This window comes from Streptosporangium amethystogenes subsp. fukuiense (assembly GCF_042665875.1).
Taxonomy (GTDB): Bacteria; Actinomycetota; Actinomycetes; order Streptosporangiales; family Streptosporangiaceae; genus Streptosporangium; species Streptosporangium fukuiense.
In genome coordinates this window covers 2,943,834-2,967,242 of sequence record NZ_JBHTEE010000001.1, presented here as the reverse complement: position 1 = coordinate 2,967,242, position 23,409 = coordinate 2,943,834, and the positions used below count along the sequence as shown (strand labels likewise).

At 70.8% G+C, this 23,409-nt stretch carries 23 protein-coding genes; 19 read left to right on the top strand and 4 right to left on the bottom strand.

The window, feature by feature from the left end; translation table 11 throughout:
* Positions 1-195: 195 nt before the first annotated feature.
* The 9 genes from ACFQVD_RS12895 (at position 196) to ACFQVD_RS12855 (ending at position 8,288) form a co-directional block, all read left to right on the top strand.
* Positions 196-1,179 carry a sugar ABC transporter substrate-binding protein gene (locus tag ACFQVD_RS12895; RefSeq protein ID WP_343961002.1) on the top strand — a complete coding sequence of 328 codons (984 nt, stop codon included), beginning with the start codon at positions 196-198 and terminating at the stop codon, positions 1,177-1,179.
* Positions 1,176-2,690: a sugar ABC transporter ATP-binding protein gene (locus tag ACFQVD_RS12890; protein WP_343961004.1), complete on the top strand. Its 1,515-nt coding sequence runs from the start codon at positions 1,176-1,178 to the stop codon at positions 2,688-2,690. The genes ACFQVD_RS12895 and ACFQVD_RS12890 overlap by 4 nt, the downstream gene beginning before the upstream one ends.
* Positions 2,680-3,942, top strand: a complete 1,263-nt coding sequence (locus tag ACFQVD_RS12885) for an ABC transporter permease (RefSeq protein WP_343961006.1) — start codon at positions 2,680-2,682, stop codon at positions 3,940-3,942. Before ACFQVD_RS12890 ends, ACFQVD_RS12885 begins: the two co-directional genes overlap by 11 nt.
* Positions 3,939-4,397, top strand: a complete 459-nt coding sequence (locus ACFQVD_RS12880) for a VOC family protein (RefSeq protein WP_343961008.1) — start codon at positions 3,939-3,941, stop codon at positions 4,395-4,397. Before ACFQVD_RS12885 ends, ACFQVD_RS12880 begins: the two co-directional genes overlap by 4 nt.
* 89 nt (positions 4,398-4,486) lie before the next feature.
* Positions 4,487-5,329, top strand: coding sequence for an amidohydrolase family protein (locus ACFQVD_RS12875; RefSeq protein ID WP_343961010.1), 843 nt, complete (start codon positions 4,487-4,489; stop codon positions 5,327-5,329).
* 2 nt (positions 5,330-5,331) lie between these two features.
* Complete coding sequence (locus tag ACFQVD_RS12870) at positions 5,332-6,441, top strand: Gfo/Idh/MocA family protein (RefSeq protein ID WP_343961012.1); 1,110 nt, start codon at positions 5,332-5,334, stop codon at positions 6,439-6,441.
* Positions 6,442-6,461: 20 nt separating this feature from the next.
* Positions 6,462-7,493 carry a LacI family DNA-binding transcriptional regulator gene (locus ACFQVD_RS12865; protein WP_343961014.1) on the top strand — a complete coding sequence of 344 codons (1,032 nt, stop codon included), beginning with the start codon at positions 6,462-6,464 and terminating at the stop codon, positions 7,491-7,493.
* Between the two features lie 289 nt (positions 7,494-7,782).
* Positions 7,783-7,929, top strand: a complete 147-nt coding sequence (locus ACFQVD_RS12860) for a hypothetical protein (protein ID WP_343961016.1) — start codon at positions 7,783-7,785, stop codon at positions 7,927-7,929.
* Entirely contained in the window at positions 7,926-8,288 is a 363-nt protein-coding gene (locus ACFQVD_RS12855; protein WP_343961018.1) for an MmcQ/YjbR family DNA-binding protein, read from the top strand. Before ACFQVD_RS12860 ends, ACFQVD_RS12855 begins: the two co-directional genes overlap by 4 nt.
* Here the strand turns inward: ACFQVD_RS12855 and ACFQVD_RS12850 are convergent.
* Positions 8,272-9,201 carry a hypothetical protein gene (locus ACFQVD_RS12850; protein WP_343961021.1) on the bottom strand — a complete coding sequence of 310 codons (930 nt, stop codon included), beginning with the start codon at positions 9,199-9,201 and terminating at the stop codon, positions 8,272-8,274. The genes ACFQVD_RS12855 and ACFQVD_RS12850 overlap by 17 nt on opposite strands.
* A gap of 197 nt (positions 9,202-9,398) precedes the next feature.
* Here ACFQVD_RS12850 and ACFQVD_RS12845 point away from each other — a divergent pair, with 197 nt between their 5' ends.
* The 4 genes from ACFQVD_RS12845 to ACFQVD_RS12830 are packed head-to-tail and all read left to right on the top strand — an operon-like array spanning position 9,399 to position 14,123.
* Positions 9,399-10,607: an LLM class flavin-dependent oxidoreductase gene (locus ACFQVD_RS12845; protein ID WP_386271171.1), complete on the top strand. Its 1,209-nt coding sequence runs from the start codon at positions 9,399-9,401 to the stop codon at positions 10,605-10,607.
* On the top strand, positions 10,604-11,929 hold the full coding sequence (locus ACFQVD_RS12840) for an NtaA/DmoA family FMN-dependent monooxygenase (RefSeq protein WP_343961025.1): 1,326 nt from the start codon (positions 10,604-10,606) through the stop codon (positions 11,927-11,929). The genes ACFQVD_RS12845 and ACFQVD_RS12840 overlap by 4 nt, the downstream gene beginning before the upstream one ends.
* On the top strand, positions 11,926-12,999 hold the full coding sequence (locus ACFQVD_RS12835; RefSeq protein ID WP_343961027.1) for an LLM class flavin-dependent oxidoreductase: 1,074 nt from the start codon (positions 11,926-11,928) through the stop codon (positions 12,997-12,999). Before ACFQVD_RS12840 ends, ACFQVD_RS12835 begins: the two co-directional genes overlap by 4 nt.
* On the top strand, positions 12,996-14,123 hold the full coding sequence (locus ACFQVD_RS12830) for an LLM class flavin-dependent oxidoreductase (RefSeq protein ID WP_343961029.1): 1,128 nt from the start codon (positions 12,996-12,998) through the stop codon (positions 14,121-14,123). The genes ACFQVD_RS12835 and ACFQVD_RS12830 overlap by 4 nt, the downstream gene beginning before the upstream one ends.
* A gap of 126 nt (positions 14,124-14,249) precedes the next feature.
* Here ACFQVD_RS12830 and ACFQVD_RS12825 read toward each other — a convergent pair whose 3' ends face one another.
* Together ACFQVD_RS12825 and ACFQVD_RS12820 are read right to left on the bottom strand one after the other, a co-directional pair.
* Positions 14,250-15,407: a cation:proton antiporter gene (locus tag ACFQVD_RS12825; RefSeq protein WP_343961031.1), complete on the bottom strand. Its 1,158-nt coding sequence runs from the start codon at positions 15,405-15,407 to the stop codon at positions 14,250-14,252.
* 8 nt (positions 15,408-15,415) lie between these two features.
* Entirely contained in the window at positions 15,416-15,898 is a 483-nt protein-coding gene (locus ACFQVD_RS12820) for a cation:proton antiporter regulatory subunit (RefSeq protein ID WP_326639330.1), read from the bottom strand.
* Between the two features lie 165 nt (positions 15,899-16,063).
* Here ACFQVD_RS12820 and ACFQVD_RS12815 point away from each other — a divergent pair, with 165 nt between their 5' ends.
* The 6 genes from ACFQVD_RS12815 (at position 16,064) to ACFQVD_RS12790 (ending at position 21,826) form a co-directional block, all read left to right on the top strand.
* Positions 16,064-16,894: an ABC transporter permease gene (locus ACFQVD_RS12815; protein ID WP_343961037.1), complete on the top strand. Its 831-nt coding sequence runs from the start codon at positions 16,064-16,066 to the stop codon at positions 16,892-16,894.
* A complete protein-coding gene (locus ACFQVD_RS12810) occupies positions 16,867-17,634 on the top strand; it encodes an ABC transporter ATP-binding protein (protein ID WP_343961039.1) in 768 nt (255 codons plus the stop codon). The genes ACFQVD_RS12815 and ACFQVD_RS12810 overlap by 28 nt, the downstream gene beginning before the upstream one ends.
* Positions 17,631-18,617: an ABC transporter substrate-binding protein gene (locus ACFQVD_RS12805; protein WP_343961041.1), complete on the top strand. Its 987-nt coding sequence runs from the start codon at positions 17,631-17,633 to the stop codon at positions 18,615-18,617. Before ACFQVD_RS12810 ends, ACFQVD_RS12805 begins: the two co-directional genes overlap by 4 nt.
* A 49-nt stretch (positions 18,618-18,666) precedes the next feature.
* A complete protein-coding gene (locus tag ACFQVD_RS12800) occupies positions 18,667-19,773 on the top strand; it encodes an LLM class flavin-dependent oxidoreductase (RefSeq protein ID WP_343961044.1) in 1,107 nt (368 codons plus the stop codon).
* A 245-nt stretch (positions 19,774-20,018) separates the two neighbouring features.
* Positions 20,019-21,200, top strand: coding sequence for a helix-turn-helix domain-containing protein (locus tag ACFQVD_RS12795; protein ID WP_343961046.1), 1,182 nt, complete (start codon positions 20,019-20,021; stop codon positions 21,198-21,200).
* A 203-nt stretch (positions 21,201-21,403) separates the two neighbouring features.
* A complete protein-coding gene (locus tag ACFQVD_RS12790; protein ID WP_343961048.1) occupies positions 21,404-21,826 on the top strand; it encodes a hypothetical protein in 423 nt (140 codons plus the stop codon).
* Positions 21,827-22,016: 190 nt separating this feature from the next.
* On the opposite strand, the gene ACFQVD_RS12785 is transcribed toward ACFQVD_RS12790, so the two are convergent.
* Positions 22,017-23,351, bottom strand: coding sequence for a helix-turn-helix domain-containing protein (locus ACFQVD_RS12785; protein ID WP_386271165.1), 1,335 nt, complete (start codon positions 23,349-23,351; stop codon positions 22,017-22,019).
* Positions 23,352-23,409 lie beyond the last annotated feature (58 nt).

Sequence of the window (23,409 nt, the reverse complement as noted above, 5' to 3'; positions counted from 1 at the left end):
ACGAACCGGTCCGTGACTCCTCCGCTCCCCTCCCTCGGCCGAGGTGGGCGACGGACGAGCCCGGCCCGTTTCGAACCCGGGAACCCGACCAGGGAGGCGATTCCCCTGCCGGGGGAACCCGGCGGTCCCCTCGCCGGAGCCGATGGGGCGCCGCCGTCAAGTCAAACGTTTGACCTCTTATCAGCAGGAGAAACAATGAAGAAGGCATTCCTCGTGGTGGCCGCCCTCGCGGTCGGTGCGACCGCCTGTGGCGGCTCCTCGGGCACGGATGAGGCCGCGCCGGAGAGCGGGAAGAAGCAGTACACGATCGGCGTCTCCAATCTCGGCCTGAGCTTTCCCTTCCCCGCCGCGATCGGCAAGGGCATCAAGGAGGAGGCGGCCAAGCTCGGCGTCACGATCGTCGAACTGGACGCGCAGGGCAAGGCCGACAAGCAGAGCAACGACATCCAGGACCTGATGGCCCAGCAGCCCGACGGCGTACTGATGCTGCCGGTCGACTCCGGTGTCGCGCAGGGCCTCGCCGACCGGCTGAAGGCCGCGAACATCCCCACGGTCGCGGTGGCCTCCCAGGTCGGCGACCCCAAGACCCGCAAGCTCAAGGACGTCTACCCCGGGCTGGTCGCCCTGGTCACCCAGGACGAGTACGCGGCCGGCGGCAAGGCCGGGGAGATCGCCGCCCAGATCGTGCCCGGCGGAGGCAAGATCGCCATCGTCGAGGGCGCGGCGGGCTTCGCCGAGGTCGTCAACCGCTGGCAGGACTTCCCCGCGGCCTCCGAGGCGAAGGGGGCGAAGTTCGAGGTCGTCGCCAGGCAGCCCGGAGACTGGGTGCAGGACAAGGCCCAGTCGGCGTGCCAGAACATGCTGGCGTCCAACCCCGGCGTTCAGCTCTTCTACGCCCAGTCCGACGACATGTCGGTGGGCTGTGCCAAGGCGGTCAAGGCCGCGGGCTCCGAGGCCAAGGTCATCGGCATCGGGGGCAGCAAGCTCGGAATCGACGCGATCAACGCGGGCGACGTGGTGGGCACGGTCTGCTTCAAACCCGAGGACCTCGGCAGGCTCGCCCTGACCACCCTCTACAAGCACCTGACCGGTGAGCAGAGGCAGGACGCCGCCTTCGTGACCTACGACACCCCGTCGATCACGAAGGACAACGTCGCCGACTGCACCCCGCAGTGGTGACCGCCCCGCTGCTCTCCCTGGAGGGCGTCGGCAAGTCGTTCCCCAACGGCACCGTCGCACTGCGGGGAGCGAGGTTGAACGTCCTGCCGGGAAGCGTGCACGGTCTGGTGGGTGCCAACGGCGCGGGTAAGTCAACGATGATCAAGGTCATCGCCGGGGTACACGCGCCGACGACGGGAACCGTGCGCTGGAAGGGCGAGGAGGTCGTCTGGCGTGACCCCGGATCCGCCAGGAAGGCGGGCGTCGCGACGATCATGCAGCACGTACCGCTCGCCCCGTCGCTCACCGTGCTGGAGAACGTCTTCCTCGGCGCTCCCGGGCCATGGCGGCTGCCGCGCGCCCGCCGTGCGGAGTTCGCCGGGCTGCTGGAGCGCGTCAACTACCTGATCGACCCCGACGCCGAGGTGATGGACCTGGCCATCGGGGAGCGGCAGATGGTGGCGATCCTCCAGGCGCTCGCCATCGGCGCCGAGCTCGTCGTCATGGACGAGCCGACCGCCTCGCTCGCCGAGGGCGAGCGGCAGGTCGTCTTCGAGGTGGTCAGGAGACTCAGCGCCCAGGGCACCGCGTTCCTGTACGTCTCGCACTTCCTCGACGAGGTGCTCTCGCTCACCGACCGGGTCACCGTCCTGCGGGACGGGACCGTCGTCGAGGAGGGGGAGACGGACGCCTACGACGAGGACCGGCTGGTCCAGGCGATCGTCGGCCGGGACCTGCTCGCCGTGGAGCGTCGCACGGCCCCGCCCGCCGAGATCTCCGGACCGGCGTTGCTGGCCGTGCGGGAGCTGAACGCCCCGGCGGGCGTACGCGACGTCTCCTTCGAGGTACGTCCGGGAGAGGTCGTCGGCTTCGCGGGCCTGCTCGGCTCCGGGCGCTCGGAGATTCTGCACGCCGCCTACGGCGCCGACCCTCACGCCCGCGGTGAGGTACGGGTCGCCGGCGAGAAGGTGCGGCGAGGCCCGCGCGCGGCCGTCGCCGCCGGTATGGCGCTGGTCCCCGAGGACCGTAACGCCCAGGGCCTGATCGGTACCTTCCCGATCTGGAAGAACATCTCACTGCCCGACCTGCCGTCCCTGGCCCTGGGCCGGGTGATCCCGGGGGAGGGCGCGGAGACGGAGCGTGCCGCCCGGGTCATCGAGGACCTTGGCATCGTCTGCCCGGGACCCGAGGCCATGGTCACCGAGCTGTCCGGCGGTAACGCGCAGAAGGTCGTCTTCGGCAAGTGGCTGCACGGCGGGACCCGGATCCTCATGCTCGACGAGCCCACCGCCGGAGTCGATGTCGGGGCCAAGGCCGACATCCTCGAACTCGTCCGCGGATTCGCCGCCCGGGGAGGCGCCGTGCTCATGGTGAGCAGCGAGTTCGAGGAGATCCTCGCGGTGGCGACCCGCGTGTTCGTCGTCCGCGAGGGCCGGATCGTCGCCGAACGACCGGCACACGAGACATCCGAGGAGGAACTGCTGATGCTGGCCAACGGATTCGGTGAGGGAGGTGCGCAGGGTGCCGCCTGAGACCTCGCCCCGCACCCCCGCGGCCCTGCCCGCGCGGCGCTCGCGGCTGACCGCCGCGCTGCGGCCCGGCAACGCCGGGGTGGTCTACGCCTTCGTGCTCATCGTCGCCGTGCTGACGCTGCTCTCGGCCCAGCTGGGCCGGCCGAGTTACCTGTCACCGACCAACATCGTCAACATCCTGGACCAGTCGTCGCTGGTGGCCATCCTCGCCGTGTTCACCACGGTGGTCCTGATCAGTGGGAACTTCGACCTCTCCGTCGCCTCGGTCTCCGCCTTCTCGGCCGCGACGGTGCTCAGCCTGGTCAGCACGCTTGGGCTGCCGATGGCGATGGCGATCGCACTGGGCGCGGGACTCCTCTGCGGTGCGGTCAACGGGCTGATCGTCCAGCGGGTCGGTATCAACGCCTTCATCGTGACGTTGGGCACCATGACGGCCGTACGCGGCCTGGTGCTCATCCTCACCGACGGCCGCACGATCACCGCCGAGGACCCCGACGCGCAGCGGGCGCTGATCGCGCTACAGGCCGGGTACTGGACGGTCCCGCACATCCTGGCCGTCGCCGGAGCGGTGGTCCTGGTCGTCGGGGCGGTGCTGGCCCTGCTCGCACGCAGGTCCGGCGGCAGCCCGCTGCGCGGTGGCGTCGCGGTGGCGGCCGGTGCCGTCCTGATCGCGCTCAGCCCGGTCCTCGGCTTCGAGTTGCGGCTGAGCAAGCCCACGTACTACCTCCTCGTGATCGTCACGATCACCTGGGCCGTGCTGCGCTACACCGTGATCGGCCGCCGCCTGTACGCCGTCGGCAGCAATGCCGAGGCCGCCCGCCTGTCCGGTATCAACGTCGACCGCTACAAGATCGGCGCGTTCGTGCTCAACGGTCTCGGCTCCGGTTTCGTCGGCGTGCTGTTCGCCGCCAAGTTGCTGGCCATCAACCCGACAGGCCTGCAGGGCACCGAGCTCACCGTGCTCGCCGCCGCGATCCTCGGCGGCACCTCGCTGTTCGGCGGCCTCGGCAGCGTGCTGAAGTCCGTCGTCGGCGCGCTGATCCTGTTCACTCTGGACAACGGGTTCAACGTGCTCAATCTGGGGGCCAACTACCAGGGCCTGATCGTCGGCACCGTGGTCATCGTGGCCGCGGCCATCTACACCATCGCCGGGCGGCAGCGCCAGGTTCGCCGGGTGCGGGAGTCACAGGCGAAACCGGTGGAGACCACTCCGGAACCCAGCGAACCCGAAAGACAGGGGGTGCTGCGATGAGGGGAGTCTGGCACTTCTCCTTCACCGTCGCCGACCTTGACAGGTCCGTGGCCTTCTACCGTGATCTGCTCGGCTTCACGCTCGTGCACCGGCAGGACCAGGACAACGACTACACCCGCAGCCTCGTCGGCTACCCCGACGCCGTGCTGCGCATCGCGCAGCTGGCCGTACCCGGTCAGCCGCGCGGGGTCTCCACCCACGACCTGGAACTCGTCGAGTATGTCCGCCCGCGCGGCGAGGGCAGGGACCCGGCCAGGCACCTGCCGGGCGCCGCCCACCTGGCGCTCGCCGTCACCGACGCCCGTGCCGAGTACGCGCGGCTGTCGGCGGCGGGGGTGCGTTTCGTCTCGCCGCCCAACGAGATCACCGCCGGGGTCAACGCGGGCGGGTTCGCCTGCTACTTCCTCGACCCGGACGAGATCACCTTGGAGTTCGTGCAGCCGCCGCCACGCTGACGAACTCCCCGGATCCAGCGGCGTTGACACCCCCGGTGGAGCGTCCTAGTTTGTGCAAACTCAAACGATTGATCGAAAAGGAGCGGTGGATGGCCGTCATCGATGCCCACCAGCACTTCTGGAACCTGGAGACGGGTTCCTACTCCTGGTTGACGCCGGAGGCGGGGCCGATCCACCGCACCTTCGCCCCCGAAGAGCTCCTCGGGCAGCTCGCCGCCGCAGGTGTGGAGCGGACCGTGCTGGTCCAGGCCGCCGACACCTACGCCGACACCGACGCGATGCTGGCGCAGGCGGACGCCCACGACTTCATCGCCGCGGTGGTGGGCTGGGTTCCGCTGAACCGGCCGGAGGAGGCCGCCGAGGCGCTGGAGCGCTATGGACGGCACCCGAGGTTCGCCGGGGTCAGGCATCTCATCCACGACGATCCCGACCCCGACTGGGTGATCCAGGACTCGGTGGTCGAGGGGCTGGGCCTCCTCGCGGCGGCGGGGCTGCCGTTCGACGTGGTCGCGGTGCTGCCCAGGCACCTGGAGCACGTGCCGGTCCTCGCCGAGCGTGTCCCCGGGCTGCGGCTGGTCATCGATCACCTGGCCAAGCCGCCGATCAGGGAGAAGGGCTGGGAGCCATGGGCGTCGCTGATCGCCCGAGCCGCCGAGCATCCCGATGTGTACGCCAAGGTGTCCGGTCTCAACACCGCCGCCGACGCCGAGACCTGGACCGCCGAGGACCTCCGCCCCTACGTCGACCACGCGATCGAGGTGTTCGGCCCCGACCGGCTGATGTTCGGCAGTGACTGGCCGGTGGCCGTCCTCGCCGGAGACTACGCCAAGGTGTGGCGGGAGACGGGCGTGCTGCTCGCGGGCCTTGACGAGAACGACCGCGCGGCCGTACTCGGAGATACGGCCGCGCGCTTCTACCGGATCGAGGCCTGACCGTGCTGGACCTGCTCACTCCGATCGCGGCCGCCGCCGACCTGACCATCCCGGCGGGACACCGGCTCCCGATCGCGGTCGTCGGGGCGGGCGCCATCGTCGACGTCGCCCACCTGCCCGCCTACCGCGCCGCCGGCCTGGAGGTGACCGGCCTGTACGACCTCGACGGGGAACGGGCCCGTGAGGTGGCCGCCCGGCATGGCGTCACGACGGTGTACGGCTCCCTGCGGGAGTTGCTCTCCGACGAGCGGATCGCCGTGGTGGACATCGCCGTCGCACCCGAGGCGCAGCCCGGCATCGCGCGGGCGGTTCTGGAGAGCGGCAGGCACGTGCTCTGCCAGAAGCCCTTCGCTCCCGACGTCGCCACCGGAAGGCAACTCGTCGACCTGGCCGCCGCGCGCGGGTTGAAGATCGCGGTCAACCAGCAGCTCCGCTTTGACGAGGGAATCGCCGCCGCGCGGGCCATGGTCAGGGCCGGATGGGTCGGTGAACCGACCACGATGACGTTCACCGTGAACATAGCCACCGACTGGAGCGGCTGGGAGTGGCTCGTCTCCACGGACCGCCTGGAGATCGTCTATCACTCGATCCACTACCTGGACGCCATCCGCTCCATTCTCGGCGACCCGGTGACCGTGTTCTGCACCGGCAGCCGTACGGCGGGTCAGCTCCCCAAGGGGGAGACTCGCACTATGAGCACCCTGGTCTACCCCGGCGACGTGCGGGCCCTGGTCCACGTGACGCACGAGAACCGGACCGGCGACCACGAGGCCGCGTTCCGAATCGACGGCACCGAGGGGGCGATCAAGGGAACCCTCGGGCTCCTCTACGACTACCCGCACGGCCGTCCCGACACACTGCTGGTCAACAGCCGCACGGTACCGACCGACGGCTGGCTGCCGTACCCGGTGACCACCCGCTGGCTGCCGGACGCGGTCGCCGGGCCCATGGGGTCGCTGCTCGCCGCGATCGCGGAAGGTGGTGAGCCGGAGACGGCCGGTGCCGACAACCTGGGCACCCTCGCCCTGCTGGACGCCCTCTACCGCTCCATGGAGACCGGGGAGAGCAGGCGCCTGCGGGCCGGGCCGGAGCCGGTGGGGGAGGCACGGTGAGGTCCGGGACGGACGGCGGCGTGAAACCCGGAGTGAGGGGCGGGGGGAAACCCGTCCGGGTGACCCTGGCCCACGTCGCGGCGGAGGCGAGGGTCGACCGTGCGGTGGTCTCGCGGGTCGTGAACAACGACCCGTCGCTCAACATCCGGCCGGAGACCAGGGAGCGCGTCCTCGCCGCGGTCGCCGCGCTGGGATACCGGCCGAACGTGGCGGCCCGGAGTCTGCGCACGGCCCGCGCCCACATGTTCGGCCTGTTCATCCCCGACTTCGCCAACCCCGTCTACGCGGAGATCATCAAGGGGGCCGAGGCCGCCGCGGCGGCGCTGAGCTACGTGCTCGTCACCGGCAGCGCCGCGGGGGCGGGGCTCGGCGGCTACATGGACCTGCTCGGGCAGGGCAGGATCGACGGCCTGCTGCTGGCGGGCGCCGAGGGCGAGTCCGGCCTGATCGAGCAGCTGGATCGGGCGACCGTGCCATGGATCATGCTCAACCGCAGGAGCCCCTCGGTCAAGCGCTACGTGGTCCTGGACGACGAGCGGGCGGCCAGGCTCGCGGTCGAGCATCTGGTGGGGCTCGGCCATCGTCGTGTCGCCCATCTCGCCGGGCCCGACGGCGCCGACACGGCGCTGCGGCGCCGGGCGGGATATTCCATGGCGATGAGTGCCGCGGGCCTGCCGGAGGGGCAGGTCGTCGCCGCCGACTACACTCCCGCCGGCGGTGCCGCGGCGATGGCCGAACTGCTCGCCGCCCCCGACCCTCCCACCGCGGTCTTCGTGGCCAACGTCGCCTCCGCCATCGGCGCCATGGAAGCCGTACGGGCGGCGGGTCTGGAGATCCCCCGCCAGATCTCCATGGTCGCCGTGCACGACCTGGACCTCGCCAGCTACCTGGCACCGCCGCTCACCACGGTCCGGATGCCTCTGGCGGAGCTTGGCAGGAGAGGGGTGGCCCTGCTCGGCAGCCTCAAGCCGGAGGAGAGCGTCGAGGAGGTTCTCGACGGTCCCATCGAGCTGATCGTCCGCCGCTCCACGGCCCCGCCGCACGGAACCTGAGCCGTGACCCGGGCTGTCCGGGGCGTCCGGGGCGTCCGGGGCGAGCCTGCCCGAGGTCGCCCCGGACCGGCCCTGTTCGGGCCCGGGCGTCCGGGAGCGCTCAGGCCGACCGGTGCAGGAAGCCGAGGTCGAGTGCGGGCAGCCCGGCCCGGACCGTGGTCCGCCGGGCCTCGGGGTGAACCTCGCGAACATTGTCAGCTCCCGTCGTCGATGATCCGGTGTGCCTGCTCGCGGTGCGCCATTCCTGGTCCCCTTCGCGCTCCGGGCGGGGACGCGCTAGCGTGCGGGGGTGGATGGGACCTTCGCCGTCGAGGAGGCGCGGACGCTCATGCCCGCGCTGCTGAAGCAGGCCGCCGGGCTCGCGCCCTCGGAGGCCCTCGACCTGCGGTGGACCCTGCGCCGGGTCATCGCCTCCCTCGACGAGTCGTCACGATGATCACGGCCGACGACGTGCGCCGCGTCGCCATGGCGTTGCCCAGGACCGAGGAGAGGGTCGTCAGGGACCGGGTGACGTTCCGGGTGGGCCGGATCGTCTACGTAGCGATCTCGCCCGACGAGACCTCGATGGGATTCGCCTTCCCCAAGGAGGAGCGGGCCGCGCTGATCGCGTCCGCGCCGGAGACGTTCCACATGCCCCGGCCCTCCGACGAGCGCTACAACTGGGTGCGGGTCCGGCTCGCGGCGATCGACGCGACCGAGCTGCGCGAGCTGGTCGAGGACGCCTGGCGGATGGTCGCGCCCAAACGGGTCGTGGCCGCCCACTTCGGGGAGCCGGTGGTCAGGAGGTCCCGCTGAGATGAACCTCCCGGGCCAGCCTCGTCGTCTGGCCGGTGGAGCGCTGCCAGGTGGCCCCGGCCGGGTGGGCGGTCAGCAGGACCATGATCCAGCGCTCCCCGGGGCCGACGAGGCCGGTGCTGTGCAGTACGGGACGGCCCAGGTCGGGTACGGGACCGGCTCCGGCGGGTGCCGCCGTGGTGCCCCCGCTCGGTGCGGTGGCGCCCAGGGCCGCCGGAGCCGGAGAGGCGGAGGTGAAGGCGGCGGAGGCGGTGCGGGCGGCGGGAGAGGTCGCCGGGCGGCAGCGGACCGGGGGCGTGGAGCCGTATCCCGACCAGCCCTGCTTGACCGCCCACGGCCCGCGCACCCCACGGGGGATGCCGAAGTACTGGTCGAAGCCGTCGGAGCCGCACTGCCCGGCCCTGCGCAGGTGGCCCAGGATCAGACCGCTGACCTTGGGGTCGGCCCGGTCGAGCAGGTAGCGGTAGGTCTTGACGACATCCATCGCGCTGAGCGAGGTATAGCCCCAGAATCCCGGTTTGTCGGCCGGTGGGGGAGTGGTGTCGGTGAGTTGTAGCTTGCGCGCCATCCGCTGGATGATCCTTCCCTGGCCGCCCCTGCTCCAGAAGGAGGTCGCGGCGTCGTCGTCGCTGACCCGCAGCATGACCTTGAGCAGTGCCAGGTCCTCCTTGGAGACGCCGCTGCGCGACTCCAGACGGTCGATCGCGATGAGGATCTTCACCACCGACGCCGACCGGAACCTCCGGTGCGCGTTGCGGTACTCGGTCACCTTCGCGCTCTGCCGGTCGAAGACCACGTAACCGGCGGTCACCCCGGCCGGGACATGTGGCTTGCCGGGGGCGGTGGCCGAGGCCGGAGTGGTGGCCGCCAGGAGGGGGAGGGCGGTCGCGAGGACCGTCAGCAAACGCGTCACAAGACAAATGCCTACCAGATCCCGGCGTCGGCGACAGGAAGACGACCTCTGGAAGGAGGCGTTCCGCGAAGGTCCACACCATGGAGACTCCCCGGGACCCGCTCCCGGAAGCGTGCCTCGGGACCCGCCGGTCGATCTCCGGCGATATAACCAACTAAACATGTAGAGATTACGGGTTTTAATGTTACTGTCGTTATATGTCGGCAGTTCCCCTGCATCTCGCCGTCGCTCTCGACGGCGCCGGATGGCACCCCGCGGCCTGGCGTGATCCCGCCGCCTCCCCGAAAGCCCTGTTCACCGCCGCCTATTGGGCCGGACTGGTGGCCGAAGCCGAGCACGGCCTGCTCGACTTCGTCACCATCGAGGACTCCCTCGCCCTGCAGACCACTCTTCTGGACGGCCACGACGGCCGTGCCGACCAGGTACGCGGCCGGCTCGACGCCGTCCTGGTGGCCTCCAGGATCGCCCCCCTGACCAGCCGGATCGGGCTGGTGCCCACGGTGACCACCACGCACACCGAGCCCTTCCACGTCGCGAGCTCCATCGCCACCCTCGACCACGTCAGCACCGGGCGGGCCGGGTGGCGCGCCCAGATCTCCGGGCGCCGCACCGAGGCGGCCCACTTCGGCCGCCGCGAGGTTCCCGAGCTCCGCCCCGAGAACCTCGCCGACCTCGACAAGGCGGGCGTCGTGCGGGAGCTGTTCGCCGACGCCGCCGACGCCGTCGAGGCCGTGCGGCGCCTCTGGGACAGCTGGGAGGACGACGCGGTCATCCGCGACGTGGCCACCGGCCGGTTCGTCGACCGGGACCGGCTCCACTACGTCGACTTCGAGGGGGCGGGCTTCACGGTCAAGGGGCCCTCCATCGTGCCGAGGCCGCCCCAGGGGCAGCCGCTGGTCACCGCGCTGGCCCACTCCCGGCTCCCGTACGAGTTCGCCGCGCGCGGCGCCGACGTCGTCTACGTCACGCCACACGACAGTGAGCAGGCGCGGGCCGTCGTACGCGAGGTACGGGAGATCTCCGGGCAGGTGCGCGATCCGGCCGCGGAGGAGCTGAGGATATTCGCGGACCTGGTCGTCCTCCTCGATGACGACGCCAAGGGCGCCCGCGAACGCAAGGCACGGCTCGACGAGATCGACGGCGCCACCTACACCTCCGACGCCGCGATCTTCACGGGTACCCCGGGAGAGCTCGCCGACCTGCTCCTGGAATGGCGCGCGGCCGGGCTGCAAGGGTTCCGGCTCCGGCCCGCCGTGCTGCCGACCGACCTGACCGCGATCACCCGCGGCCTGGTGCCCGAGCTGCGCGGCCGCGGCGCCTTCCGCCACGCGTACCAGGCCGGCACGCTCCGCGGCCACCTCCACCTGCCCCGACCCGCCAGCCGCTACGCAGGGAGCCGACGATGAAGCAGGTCATCCTCGCCGCCCACTTCCCGGGCGTGAACAACCACACGGTCTGGAGCGATCCGGCCTCGGGCAGCCAGATCGACTTCGCCTCCTTCGCCCACCTGGCGCGGACCGCCGAGCGCGGCAGGTTCGACTTCTTCTTCCTGGCAGACGGGCAGCGGCTGCGCGAGCAGCGCGGCAGGATCCACGACCTCGACGTGGTCGGCCGCCCCGACTCGCTCACCGTGCTCTCCGGGCTGGCCGCGGTCACCGACCACCTGGGCCTGGCCGGGACCGTCAACGCCACCTTCAACGAGCCGTACGAGCTCGCCCGCAAGCTCGCCACCCTCGACCACCTGTCCGGTGGCCGGGCCGGGTGGAACGTCGTCACCTCCTCCGACGCGTTCACCGGGGAGAACTTCCGCAGGGGCGGCTTCCTGGAGCACTCGCAACGCTACGAGCGGGCCGAGGAGTTCGTCCGGACGGTCCGCGAGCTCTGGGACTCCTGGGCCGCCGACGACCTCGTCGCGGACCCGGCGACGGCCACGTTCGCCAGACGGGAGGCGGGGAGGTTCGCCCACCGGGGCACCCACTTCGACATCGGCGGCCACTTCACCGTGCCGCGCAGCCCGCAGGGCCGCCCGCTGACCATCCAGGCCGGAGACTCCGAGGGCGGCAGGGCCTTCGCGGCGGCCACCGCCGACGCCGTCTTCTCCCGGCACAGCAGGCTCGAAGAGGGGCAGGCCTTCTACCGCGACATCAAGTCGAGGCTGGCCGCGCACGGCAGGTCCCCCGACTCGCTGAAGATCCTCCCCGGTGTCACGTTCGCGCTCGGTGACACCGACGCCGAGGCCCAGGAGAACGCCGACCACATCCGCCGCCAGCAGGTCAGCCCGCAGACCGCGATCCTGCTGCTCGAACAGCTGTGGAACCGCGACCTGTCGGCCTACGACCCAGAGGGCCCGCTTCCCGAGATCGACCCGGACGTCTCGGAAGACTCGATCATCAAGGGCCGGACCAGGATGTCCAGGGACCCGCTCAAAACCGCGGCGGAGTGGCGGGCCCTGGCGGAGTCCAAACGGCTCGGCATCCGCGACCTGATCATCGAGGTGACCGGTAGGCAGTCCTTCATCGGCTCGCCCTCGCGCGTCGCCGAGGAGATCAACGAGTTCGTGCAGAGCGACGCCTCCGACGGTTTCATCCTGGTGCCGCACCTCACCCCCGGGGGCCTGGACGACTTCGTCGACAAGGTCGTCCCGCTGCTGCAGGAGCGCGGAGTCCTCCGCGCCGAGTACGAGACCACCACGCTACGCGGCCACCTGGGGCTGGAGGGGCACCGTTGAAATTCCTCGCCATCACCCTCATCGTCCACGGCCCCAACCCCGTCACCGGGGAGCTCAAGTCGACCAACGCGCGCCTGCGCGAGGTGGTCGAGAACGCCGTGCTGGCCGAGGAACTCGGGTTTGACGGCTTCGGCGTCGGGGAGCGGCACGAGCGCCCGTTCATCTCCTCCTCCCCGCCGGTCGTGCTCAGCCACATCGCGGCGAAGACGTCGACGATCAAACTGTTCACCGCGGTCACCACGCTGAGCCTGCTGGATCCGGTACGGGCCTACGAGGACTACGCCACCCTCGACCACCTCTCCGACGGCCGCCTGGAGCTCATCATCGGCAAGGGCAACGGGGCCGCGCAGGCCCAGCTCTTCCAGGTGACCGGCGAGGACCAGTGGGAGCGCAACCGGGAGGGCTACGAGCTCTTCCGCCGCCTGTGGCGGGAGGACAGGGTGACCTGGTCCGGTAGGTTCAGGCCGTCCCTGACCGACGCCGAGACCTGGCCGCGCCCGCTGCAGCGGCCCATCCGCGTCTGGCACGGCAGTGCCACCAGCAAGGAGTCGGTGGACCTCGCCGCCCAGTACGGAGACCCGCTGTTCTCCGCCAACGTCAGCAACCCGGTCGAGCCGTACGCCGAGCTGATCCGTTACTACCGGGAACGCTGGGAGTTCCACGGCCACGACCCCGCCGACGCCCTGGTGGGCGCGGGCACCGCCGGGTACTACGCGGCCAGGAACTCCCAGGACGCGATCGAGACCTATCGGCCGATCTTCAATGCCAGGCTGGAGCTGTTCAGGAAGGTCGGGGTGGACCCGGTCTTCCACACCCTGGAGGACGCGATCGAGCGCAGCTCGATCCTGGTCGGCAGCCCGCAGCAGATCATCGACAAGGTGCACCGCTACCACCAGCGGCTCGGGCACGAGGTCATGCACCTGCACGCGGACGCGGACGGCCTCACCGACAAGCAGCACCGGACGGCACTGGAACTCTTCCAGAGCGACATCGCCCCGGTGCTGCGCGCGGAGATCCCCAGCAGACCGTTCCCCCGGCACGAGGGCGCGCGGGACGGGAGGCGCTCATGACCGCCCTGTCGGTCCTCGACCTGGCCCCGGTCCCGTCCGGCGGCACGCCGGGCGACGCGCTGCGCAACACCCTGGACCTGGCCAGGCGGGTCGAGGAGTTCGGCTACCTCCGCTACTGGGTGGCCGAGCACCACTTCGCGTCCGGCGTCGCCAGCGCAGCCCCGGCCGTGCTCGCCGCCCTGGTGGCCGCCGCGACCAGCACGATCAGGGTCGGCTCGGGAGCCGTACAGCTCGGGCACCAGACCGCGCTGTCGGTGGTCGAGCAGTTCGGCCTCATCGACGCGCTCCACCCGGGCCGGGTCGACCTCGGCCTGGGCCGGTCGGGCCGGCGCAAGGCCGAGTTCGCCGAGCCGGCGAGGAAGGCCCCGCCCGCGCCGAGGCCCGCCAGGGTCGTGGACGGCCTGCTCATCCCCGAACCCTTCTCCTTCACCGCGCTCGCGAGGTCGCCGCTGCTCTCCCTGTACGGCTCGCTGCTCCAGCAGCCCGGCGCGGAAAGCCCCGACTTCGCCGACCAGGTGGACGACATCGCGGCGCTGATCGCCGGCACCTACCGCTCCCCGGAGGGGGTGGCCGCGCACGCGGTGCCCGGCGAGGGCGCGGACCTGCGGCTGTGGATCCTGGGCAGCAGCGGCGGGCAGAGCGCGCAGGTGGCGGGGGAGCGGGGGCTGCCGTTCGCGGCGAACTACCACGTCAGCCCGTCCGGCGTGCTGGAGGCCGCGGAGGCGTACCGGGAGGCGTTCAAGCCCTCGGAGACCCTGGCGGAACCCCATCTGATCGTCTCGGCGGACGTCGTGGTGGCCGAGGACGACGAGAGGGCCCGCGAGCTCGCCTCCCCGTACGGGCTCTGGGTCCGCAGCATCCGCAGCGGTGCCGGAGCGATCCCGTTCCCGACACCGGCCGAGGCCGCGGCCCACGAGTGGACGAAGGAGGACCGTGCGCTGGTCGCCGACCGGCTGGACACCCAGTTCGTCGGCTCCCCGGGCACCGTCGCCGAGCGGTTGCGCGTCCTGCGCGACGTCACCGGCGCCCACGAGTTGCTCGTCACCACCATCACCCACGATCACGCCGACCGGGTCCGCTCCTACGAGCTGCTCGCCGAGGAGTGGTCGAGGCCCGTCGCCTGAGAGGGGACACCCCCGGTGGCGGCCACTCGCCGTCCGTGCCCCGGAACAGGTGGGGGCGGGCTGCCGGGTGCGTGGGCCCGGCCGCGTCCGTCGTCGCGGCCGGGCCCACGTACCAGGTCGGGCAGGTCAGGCGCGTTTGGCGATGGCGGTGATGAAGGGCTGCATCAGCCGGGCGGCCAGCGGGCCGAACGCGGCGAGGATGAGGACGTAGGCGGCGGCCAGCGGCCCCAGGTCGGGGTGGACTCCGGCGGCCACCGCGAGACCGGCGATCACGATGTTGAACTCGCCTCGGGGGATGAGCGCGATTCCGGCCCGGGCCTGTCCGGCTCTGGCGATGCCCGCCCGATGGGCGGCGTAGGCACCGGTGAGCAGTTTCGTGATCATGCTGATCACGGCGAGGAGCACCGCCAGTCCGGCGACCGGGAGTATCTTGGTCGGATCGGTCTGAAGGCCGAAGAAGACGAAGAACACCGCGGCGAACAGGTCGCGGATCGGGGTGAGCAGTTCCTGCGCGTCCTCGGCCAGCTCGCCGGAGAGGGCGATGCCGACCAGGAAGGCGCCGACCGCGGCCGAGACCTGGAGCTGCTGGGCCACTCCGGCGACCAGCAGCGCGAGCCCGATCACCTTCAGCAGCAGTACCTCGGAGTTGGGGCTGGAGACGAACGCCTCGATGAACCTGCCGTAGCGGAGCGCGACCAGCAGTACGACGCTGACCGTGCCCAACGCGATCGCCACGGCGATCGCACCGCTGGCGAAGCTCAGCCCGGCCAGCACCGCGGTGAGGATCGGCAGGTAGACGGCCATCGTCAGGTCCTCGAAGACCAGCAGCGACAGCACCACCGGTGTCTCGCGGTTACCGATCCACCCCAGGTCGGACAGGACCTTGGCGGTGATCCCGGAGGAGGTGGCGTAGGTGACGCCGGCCATGGCGATGGCGGCCACCGGACCCCAGCCCAGCAGCAGTGCGGTGATCGCGCCCGGTGCGGCGTTGAGCACCAGGTCGACCACGCCCGCGCGGGCGTTGCCCTTCAGGCTGGTCACCAGCTCGGAGGCGTTGTACTCCAGACCGAGGGTGAGCAGCAGCAGGATGACGCCGAGTTCGGCGCCTACGGAGGTGAACTCCTCGCTGGTGGCCAGGGGCAGGATGCCGCCGGTGCCGAAGGCCAGTCCGGCGATGAGGTACAGGGGAATGGGCGAGATACCGACTTTGAGGGCGAGCGCGCCGAGGATGCCGAGCCCGAGAAGGACAGCACCGAGCTCAAGGAAAAGAATTGCCGTATGCACCAGGTTTCCTACCCGCCGGACAGGATGTCAGAGACGGCGGATGTGCTCTCCGGGCTGCCCACCACGACCACCACGTCGTTTCCGAGCAACCCGAAATCGGGGGCGGGGCTGGCGAACACCTGACCCTCGCGAACCACGGCCACGATGGAGGCGCCGGTACGGGTGCGGACGCGCGCGTCACCCATCGGCCGGCCGGCGTACGGCGAGCCGGGCGTGATCGGCAGCTGCAGGCTGACGAGTCCCTCGACCTCGCTGTGCAGGGCGTTGAGGCGCTGCACGATGCGCGGGGCGCCGAGCAGTTCGGCGAGCGCGTCGGCCTCCTCGTCGTTCAGTTTTATGGTCTCGCATGCGCGGTCGGGATCATCAGGGTCGTACAGCACCAGGTCGCGACGGCCCGTGCGGTGAGAGACGATTCCTATTCGCCTGCCTGAGCGCGTCGTGAACTCGTGCCGCAGCCCTATACCTGGCAGTGCCGTCTGCTCGACCTCCACCGTGCCAGCTCCTTGCGTGTGTTTGCCTGATTCTCTTGCCAGGAGAACCTACCAACTCGGGCTTTGTCGAGTAATGTCGAGGATAACCGGTATTACCGATTGACTTTGTGGGTTATTTGGCCGACGATGAGCGGGAACCCGCCCCCAGCCTCAGTGAGGTCTTCCGTGCCCGCTCCTGTCGTCGACGTGGGGGTGCCACAGCGGGCCGCGCGAACGCGGTCACGTGTGCCCCTGCCCTCCGCCGCCGTCTGGCAGCGCCTTGTCAGCCCCCTGGTCATCGTCGTCGTCTGGCAGGTCGCCGGCGCCGTCGGACTTCTCCCGGAACAACTCCTCGCCTCGCCCGTCAAGGTCCTCACCGCCGCCGCCGGGCTCGTCGAGGAGGGTGTCCTGCCCGAGGCGATCGCCGTCTCGCTCCAGCGGGCGGCGATCGGCTTCACTCTCGGCGCGGTCGCCGGGATCGGCCTGGCCCTCGTGGCGGGGCTCAGCCGCATCGGCGAGAACGCCGTCGACCCGCCGCTGCAGATGCTGCGGGCGCTCCCGCTGTTCGGCCTGATCCCGCTCTTCATCCTCTGGTTCGGGATCGGCGAGACGCCCAAAGTGGCGCTGGTCGCCCTCGGCGTGGCCTTCCCGCTCTACCTCAACACCTTCTCCGGAATCCGCGGCGTCGACGGCAGGCTCGCCGAGGTGGCCCGGGTGCTGCGGCTGAGCCGCACGGAGACCGTCACCCACATCGTCCTGCCGGGCGCGCTGGCCCAGACCCTCGTCGGCCTGCGGCAGAGCCTGGGCGTGGCCTGGCTGGCGCTGATCGTGGCCGAGCAGATCAACGCGGACGCCGGCCTGGGACACATGATCAACGATGCCCGGGAGTTCCTGCGCACCGACGTGATCGTCGTCGGTCTGATCGTCTACGCGATCCTCGGGCTGCTGACCGACGCGCTGGTGCGCCTGCTGGAGAGGAGGGCCCTGTCATGGCGACAGAGCTTCCTGTCACGTTGACCCCGCCGCGCACGGTGATCCCGCTCCGTGCGGCGGCTCCGGTGGCCGCGGTCAGGGGACTCACCCGGGACTTCGGGGAACGCCGGGTTCTCGACGGGGTCGACCTGGAGATCGGCCGTGGCGAGTTCGTCGCCCTGCTCGGCCGGAGCGGCTCGGGCAAGTCCACGCTGCTGCGGGTGCTCGCGGGACTCGACCCCGGCGCCGAGGGCGAGGTCGAGGTCGGCGGCACCGCCGCCGTGGCCTTCCAGGAGCCCCGGCTCGTACCGTGGAAGCGGGTCCTGGCCAACGTCGCACTCGGGCTGCGCGCCCCCGACCCGCGCGCCGCCGCGCTGGCCGCGTTGGAGGAGGTCGGTCTCGGCGCCCTGCGCGACGCCTGGCCGCTCACCCTGTCCGGCGGCGAGGCCCAGCGGGCCTCCCTGGCCAGGGCGCTGGTCCGCGAGCCCGGCCTGCTCCTGCTCGACGAGCCGTTCAGCGCCCTGGACGCGCTGACCCGCATCACCATCCACCGGCTCGTGCTCGACCTGTGGGCCCGGCACCGCCCCGGCATCCTGCTCGTCACCCACGATGTGGACGAGGCCGTGCTGCTGGCCGACCGTGTCCTGGTGCTCGACGGGGGCGCCATCGCCCACGAGTCCGGGATCGAGCTGCCCCGCCCCCGCCACCGCGACCACCCCGAGCTCATCGCACTGCGCTCCACCCTGCTCGACAGGCTGGGCGTCACCCCGGAGGAAACCGCATGAAACGTCGTATCGCCGTGGCTCTGCTCCTGTTCCTCACCACCGCGTGCGGAGCCGGGGAAGGACAGGGTGTCCGCGCCGACGGTTCGGTCGACCTGTCCCAGGTGACGCTCCGCGTCGGCGACCAGAAGGGCACGGGCCTGCAGGCGCTGCTGACCGCGGCCGGCCAGCTCGACGACGTCAAGTACAAGGTCACCTGGTCACAGTTCACCTCGGGGCCACCGATCCTGGAGGCCATCAACGCCGGTTCGGTGGACTTCGGCGCGGTCGGCAACGCGCCGCCGGTCTTCGCGGCCGCCGCAGGGGCGAAGATCTCCGTTGTCGCGGTCGCCGAGAAGGGTCTCGGCGGCCAGGCGGTCGTCGTCCCCGCCGACTCGCCCGTCAGGTCCCCGGCGGACCTGCGCGGCAAGCGCGTCGCGGTGGCCAAGGGCAGCTCCGCCAACTTCCACCTGCTGGCCGTGCTGAAGAAGGAGGGATTGAGTTTCGCCGACATCCAACCCCAGTACCTCCAGCCGCCGGACGCCCTGGCCGCGCTCTCCTCCGGCAGGATCGACGCCTGGGCCATCTGGGATCCCTACACCGCCCAGGCCGAGTCGCAGACCAAGGCGCGCATCCTGGTCGACGGCGAGGGTTACGCCAACGGCTTCGAGTTCCAGATCGCCGGGAAGGAGGCCCTCGCCGACCCGGCACGCACCGCCGCGCTGGGCGACTGGGTGGCGCGCGTCCGCAGGGCACATCAGTGGGCCAACGAGCACCCGGACGAGTGGTCCAAGGTCTTCTCCGAGCTCACCGGGCTGGACCAGGCCGTCGTCGGCGCGGCGATCAAGCGCAGCTCGTACCAGGACCTCAGGCTCGCCGGTGACGTCGTCGACCGCGAGCAGCTCGTCGCCGACGCCTTCAGCGAGGCCAAGCTCATCCCCGTCCCCGTCACGTTCGCGGACTTCGTCGACACCCGGTTCGACGCCACCCTGGACGACCCCTCGTGACGCCCGCCCCGAGGTCCGTGCCCGGGGGACCCACGCCTGGAGGCATCCGATGAAGTTCCACTGGTTCCTGCCCACCGCCGGTGACAGCCGGGTCCTCACCGGGGGCGGCCACGGCCTCGGCAGGGGGCACGGCCGCTCCGAGGCGGCCACGTTCCGCCCGCCGGACATCGAGTACCTGGCGCAGGTCGCCCGCTCCGCCGAGCAACTCGGCTTCGAGGCGGTGCTGACCCCGACCGGCACCTGGTGCGAGGACGCCTGGCTGGTCACCGCCGCGCTGACCCGTGAGACCGAGCGGCTGAAGTTCCTCGTCGCCTTCCGGCCGGGCTTCATGTCACCGACGCTGGCCGCGCAGATGGCCGCCACCTACCAGCGGCTCTCGCGCGGCAGGCTGCTGCTCAACGTGGTGACCGGCGGGGAGAGCGCCGAGCAGGCCAGGTTCGGCGACCACCTGTCCAAGGACGAGCGCTACGCGCGCACCGACGAGTTCCTGTCGGTCGTGCGCGGCGCCTGGAGCGGTACTCCCTACGACTTCGACGGCGGTCACTACCGCGTCGAGGGCGCGACGGTCGCCGAGACGCCCGACCCCGTCCCGGAGATCTACTTCGGCGGCTCCTCGCGGGCCGCCGGACCGGTCGCGGCCAGGCACGTGGACGTCTACCTCACCTGGGGCGAGCCCCCCGGGCAGGTGGCGGAGAAGATCGAGTGGATCCGGGAGCTGGCGGAGGAGCGGGGCCGTAAGCTCCGCTTCGGCATCCGGCTGCACGTGATCACCCGCGACAGCGAGCGCGACGCCTGGGCGGAGGCCGAGCGATTGCTGGCCGCCATCGACCCGGCCGACATCGTTTCGGCCAGAAAGCTGCTCGGCCGTAGCGAGTCGGTCGGCCAGCGGCGCATGCTGGAGCTGCACGAGGGCTTCACCGGGGGCACCGCCCGCGACCTGGAGATCCATCCGAACCTCTGGGCCGGGGTCGGCCTCGTGCGGGGCGGTGCCGGCACCGCGCTGGTCGGCAGCCACTCCCAGGTCGCCGAGCGGATCGAGGAGTACGCCTCGCTCGGCATCGAGGAGTTCGTCCTGTCCGGCTACCCCCACCTGGAGGAGGCGTACTGGTTCGGCGAGAACGTGCTCCCCCGCGTCGCCGCGCCTGCTCTAAGGTGATCATGACCACGCTGTCTGAGCCTTCCGCAACGGAATGGGAGGAAGCCCGCTCTGTACTGCGGCGCAATCAGGACAGCCGTTGCCAGGCGGACCTGGACCAGTTCGAGCCCTACGAGCCGGCGCAGAAGCTGCTGCGGACACCAGTCTGGCAGAGAGGGGGAAAGTACCCGCGCATCCTCGCCGATAAGTGGGTCCCGCATGCTTAGCCTGGGAGTGTCTACGTCACCAGGGGAAGGGGCGAGGCTATGCCCGAAAGTAGCGCGGTAAACGAGCTGGCGGCACGGGTGTTCAGCGTCCGTAAGCGGCGCGGGCTCAGCCAGAAGCAGCTCGCCCGGTTGTCGGGGATATCGGAAAGTTGGGTGTCGAAACTGGAGCAGGGCATCCACCGCGACGTGCGGCTGAGCACGGTCCGTAAACTCGCGGCCGCGCTGCAGGTGTCCACCACGTACCTGATGGGCGGCCGAGGCGACACCGAACACGAGGTCGAACCTGACCAGACGTTGTGGGCGCCGACCTACCAGGCATTGATCGGCCTGGCCGGTCCGCCCGGCGAGGAGCCGACCATCGACAGCGTGCGCGGCGGCATAGAGGCGTTGAAGGCACCGCTGGCCGGGAACCGCTACAGCGAGCTGGCGGCGGCGCTGCCGGTGCTGCTGCGCGACGTCGAAACATTCGACGGTGAGGGCCGGGCACTGCGGTCTCAGCTGCTGAACACGGCCGGATGGGTGCTCACTCAAACCCGCCAGTTCGCCATGGCCGAACCCACCCTGGACCGGGCGATCGACATCGCGGAGGACCGGCTCGACGCGGCCGCCGCCGTCAACACCCGTGTGTGGCTGCACCTGCGGCAGGGGCAGCTCGACCAGGCGCGCACCCTCGCGACGAAGTGGGCCGACGACATGGAACCGAGGTTTTCGAAAGCGACCACAGCTGAGCTGACCATGTGGGGGCGCCTGCTGATCAGCGTGTCCAACGCGGCCATCAGGGACAACCGCCCCGGCGAGGCGGAGGACGCGCTCAAGCTGGCGCGGGCGGCGGCCGTCCGGATCGGCTACGAGGTGCTGTCGGACACGAGCACGGCGCGGACGTTCGGGCCGACAACAGTCGGCATGATCGACGCGGAGAACGCGGCGGTGTTGGACCAGCCCGACCGGGTTCTGAGAATCGCCGAACGTATTTCCTCCCAGCCGCGGTACGCCACCTCGGTCAGCCGGTTGCGGCACCAGCTCGACGTCGCCCACGCGCTGACGGTGACGAGGAGGCACGCTGAATCGCTCGCCGTTCTGCAGCGGCTGGCGGAGGTGGCGCCGGAGTGGTTGGCCGCGCAGCGGTACGGCCGCGACATCCTGAGCCACATGTTCGCGGCGAAACGCACACTGACCCCGGAGATGCGTAACCTCGCCGACGCCATTGGATTGCCGTACTGACCAGCGAAGATAACAGCCACTGCTAGTTACGGTGATCGCGGAAACAAACTGTCAGTGACACACAGTGGTGAGCGACTTACGGTCGGAATGTGGTCCATATCACGCCCTCGCTGTTCGGGGCGGGCGCCGTCGAGGAAGAAGGGGGCGGCGTTGACCGCGGGACCCCACGGTCCTGACCTGTCACTGTACGAAAGCCGACACATATGACATCCCCACAGTTGCATCACGCTGATGCCTCGCAGGTACGCCCTAGTCCTGCGGAGCTGATCGGACAGCTCGTCGAAGCCGCCATGCGGCGTGGCCTGACTGTCAAGCAGACCGGGAACGCCATCCTGAACTTCTCGCACCCGCCTGAGTACAGCAGCGAAGGCGACCCCGGCGACCTGGTCCGCGCTCGGCTGCTTTTCTCAGGCCTGTCGCAGATGGTTGTTCTCGTGCGGGACAAGGATGTTCCGCAGCCTGAGAGCGGGGCGCCCGCCCTGGCCTGGTACTGGTGGTGGCAGGGCGACCGGCTGGCTGGCGAAAGCAGTGCCGACGAACTGGAGCGTCTCGCCGCCGCCGCTGACATCGAAACGGCAGCCGACAAGATCGCATACGTGTTGCGGGTAGGCTCTCCCACCGCCTGACCGCACTGCGTTTCCGCCCGACCCTGGTTCCGCGTGGTCACGCGGAACCAGGGTCGGGTTTCCCTTGTCCAAGCCCTCCTGTGGGGGCCTGACGTGTTCGCCGGTTGGGGCTGGACGGGGTGAGCGCGCGGGGGGCATCGGCGCGTTCAGAGCCTCCCAAACGCGCCCCAGGCTGGTGGTGCCCCGGTTTTCAGGCGGGCAGCGACTCCAGATAGGTGCGGAACTCTTTCGCCGTGGGTTCCCCGTCGGGGAGTCGCCCGGCGAAGGCTCGGAGCTGGTCGGCGGCCCGGCTGGACTCGACGCCGGGCAGCAGGTCGGCGGCGCGGCGCGCCGTGTCGAGGGCACTGCCCAGGTCGCCCTGGTCGAGTTCAGCGGCGGCGACAGCGGCCAGGCCGAGCACCGCGTCGCGGGTGTAGTCGCCGCCGCGGTCGGCGATGCCCTGCTCCAGCAGCCGCACCGCGATGTCGGACCGGCCGAGCCGCACGAACCCCAACCCGACCTCGATCGTGTGGGACGGCTGCCGCATCCAGTAAATCCACGGCGGGTCGTCGTCGGGGGTGCGGCGCCCCCAATGGTCGTCGGCGCGGAACAGGGTTTCGATGGCTTGCCGCTGTTCGCCGACGGCGGCGTGGGCGCGGACCTGCCACGCGTCGAGCATGGCGTGCACAGTGCGGGAAGCTCCGGCGCCGATGCGTTGCCGGGCGGTGTGCAGCAGGTTGAGGGCGGCGCGGCCGTCGCCGGCGTAGGTGTGCTGCATCGCCATGAGCGACAGAATGTACGCGCCGGTCAGGGTGTCGCCTCCGGTGGCGGAGGTGCGCAGCCCCGCATGCCAGTAGCGGTCGGCGGCGGCCTGGCGGCCGGAGTCGAACGCGCACCAGCCGGCGAAGCGCAGCAGCTCACCGGCCAAGCCGAGCAGGCGCTGTTCGACCGGGGCCCGGTAGCGGCCGCGGTGGAGCAGCCGGGCCACGAGTTGCAGGTCGGCTTGGGCGAGGTTCAGGCAGTAGTCGCCGCCGACCAGGTCGTCGAGGTGCCACAGCTGGCGGGTTCGGCATTCGACCCAGTTGGTGACGTCGGTGTCGACGGTGCCGCCGTTGGCGGCGTGGCTGATTTTCTGCGCGGGCACGGCCGCCCACGCGCTGGCCAGCCGGGCGGCGTCGTCGCCTGCGATGAGGGGGAACGCCCGCCGGTCGGTGCTGGCGTCCAGGCAGCCGGTGAGGGTGAGTTTCGCTGTGCTGGCCGTCCACGCCTCGTGCAGTGGTTCGGTGCCGTGGACGGTCAGCAGCCATGACGGCCACGGCAAAGCGAGCACGGTGTTCGGGTCGACGCCGACTTCCTCGGCGATCGCGAACTGCGCGTCGAGCTCCGGCACGGTGCCGCGCTCCCACCGGTGGATCTTCTGCCGGTGGGTGGCCATGTTCAGGCCGGACCGTCGCCGTACGAGTTCGGCGACGTCGGCGAGGGTCCAGCCACGCTGGTGCCGCAGGTACGTCAGCGGGTGGTGGAACAGGTTCCGGTCGCCGCCCACGCGGAACCCCTTCTTGTCCAGGAGGGTGCAGGAGATGACAGCGAGATTACGTCGTTGC

Coding starts and splice junctions, on each gene's coding strand:
- ACFQVD_RS12895 (WP_343961002.1), top strand. CDS start 196: ATGAAGAAGGCATTCCTCGTGGTGGCCGCCCTCGCGGTCGGTGCGACC.
- ACFQVD_RS12880 (WP_343961008.1), top strand. CDS start 3,939: ATGAGGGGAGTCTGGCACTTCTCCTTCACCGTCGCCGACCTTGACAGG.
- ACFQVD_RS12875 (WP_343961010.1), top strand. CDS start 4,487: ATGGCCGTCATCGATGCCCACCAGCACTTCTGGAACCTGGAGACGGGT.
- ACFQVD_RS12855 (WP_343961018.1), top strand. CDS start 7,926: ATGATCACGGCCGACGACGTGCGCCGCGTCGCCATGGCGTTGCCCAGG.
- ACFQVD_RS12845 (WP_386271171.1), top strand. CDS start 9,399: ATGTCGGCAGTTCCCCTGCATCTCGCCGTCGCTCTCGACGGCGCCGGA.
- ACFQVD_RS12840 (WP_343961025.1), top strand. CDS start 10,604: ATGAAGCAGGTCATCCTCGCCGCCCACTTCCCGGGCGTGAACAACCAC.
- ACFQVD_RS12830 (WP_343961029.1), top strand. CDS start 12,996: ATGACCGCCCTGTCGGTCCTCGACCTGGCCCCGGTCCCGTCCGGCGGC.
- ACFQVD_RS12810 (WP_343961039.1), top strand. CDS start 16,867: ATGGCGACAGAGCTTCCTGTCACGTTGACCCCGCCGCGCACGGTGATC.
- ACFQVD_RS12805 (WP_343961041.1), top strand. CDS start 17,631: ATGAAACGTCGTATCGCCGTGGCTCTGCTCCTGTTCCTCACCACCGCG.
- ACFQVD_RS12800 (WP_343961044.1), top strand. CDS start 18,667: ATGAAGTTCCACTGGTTCCTGCCCACCGCCGGTGACAGCCGGGTCCTC.
- ACFQVD_RS12795 (WP_343961046.1), top strand. CDS start 20,019: ATGCCCGAAAGTAGCGCGGTAAACGAGCTGGCGGCACGGGTGTTCAGC.
- ACFQVD_RS12790 (WP_343961048.1), top strand. CDS start 21,404: ATGACATCCCCACAGTTGCATCACGCTGATGCCTCGCAGGTACGCCCT.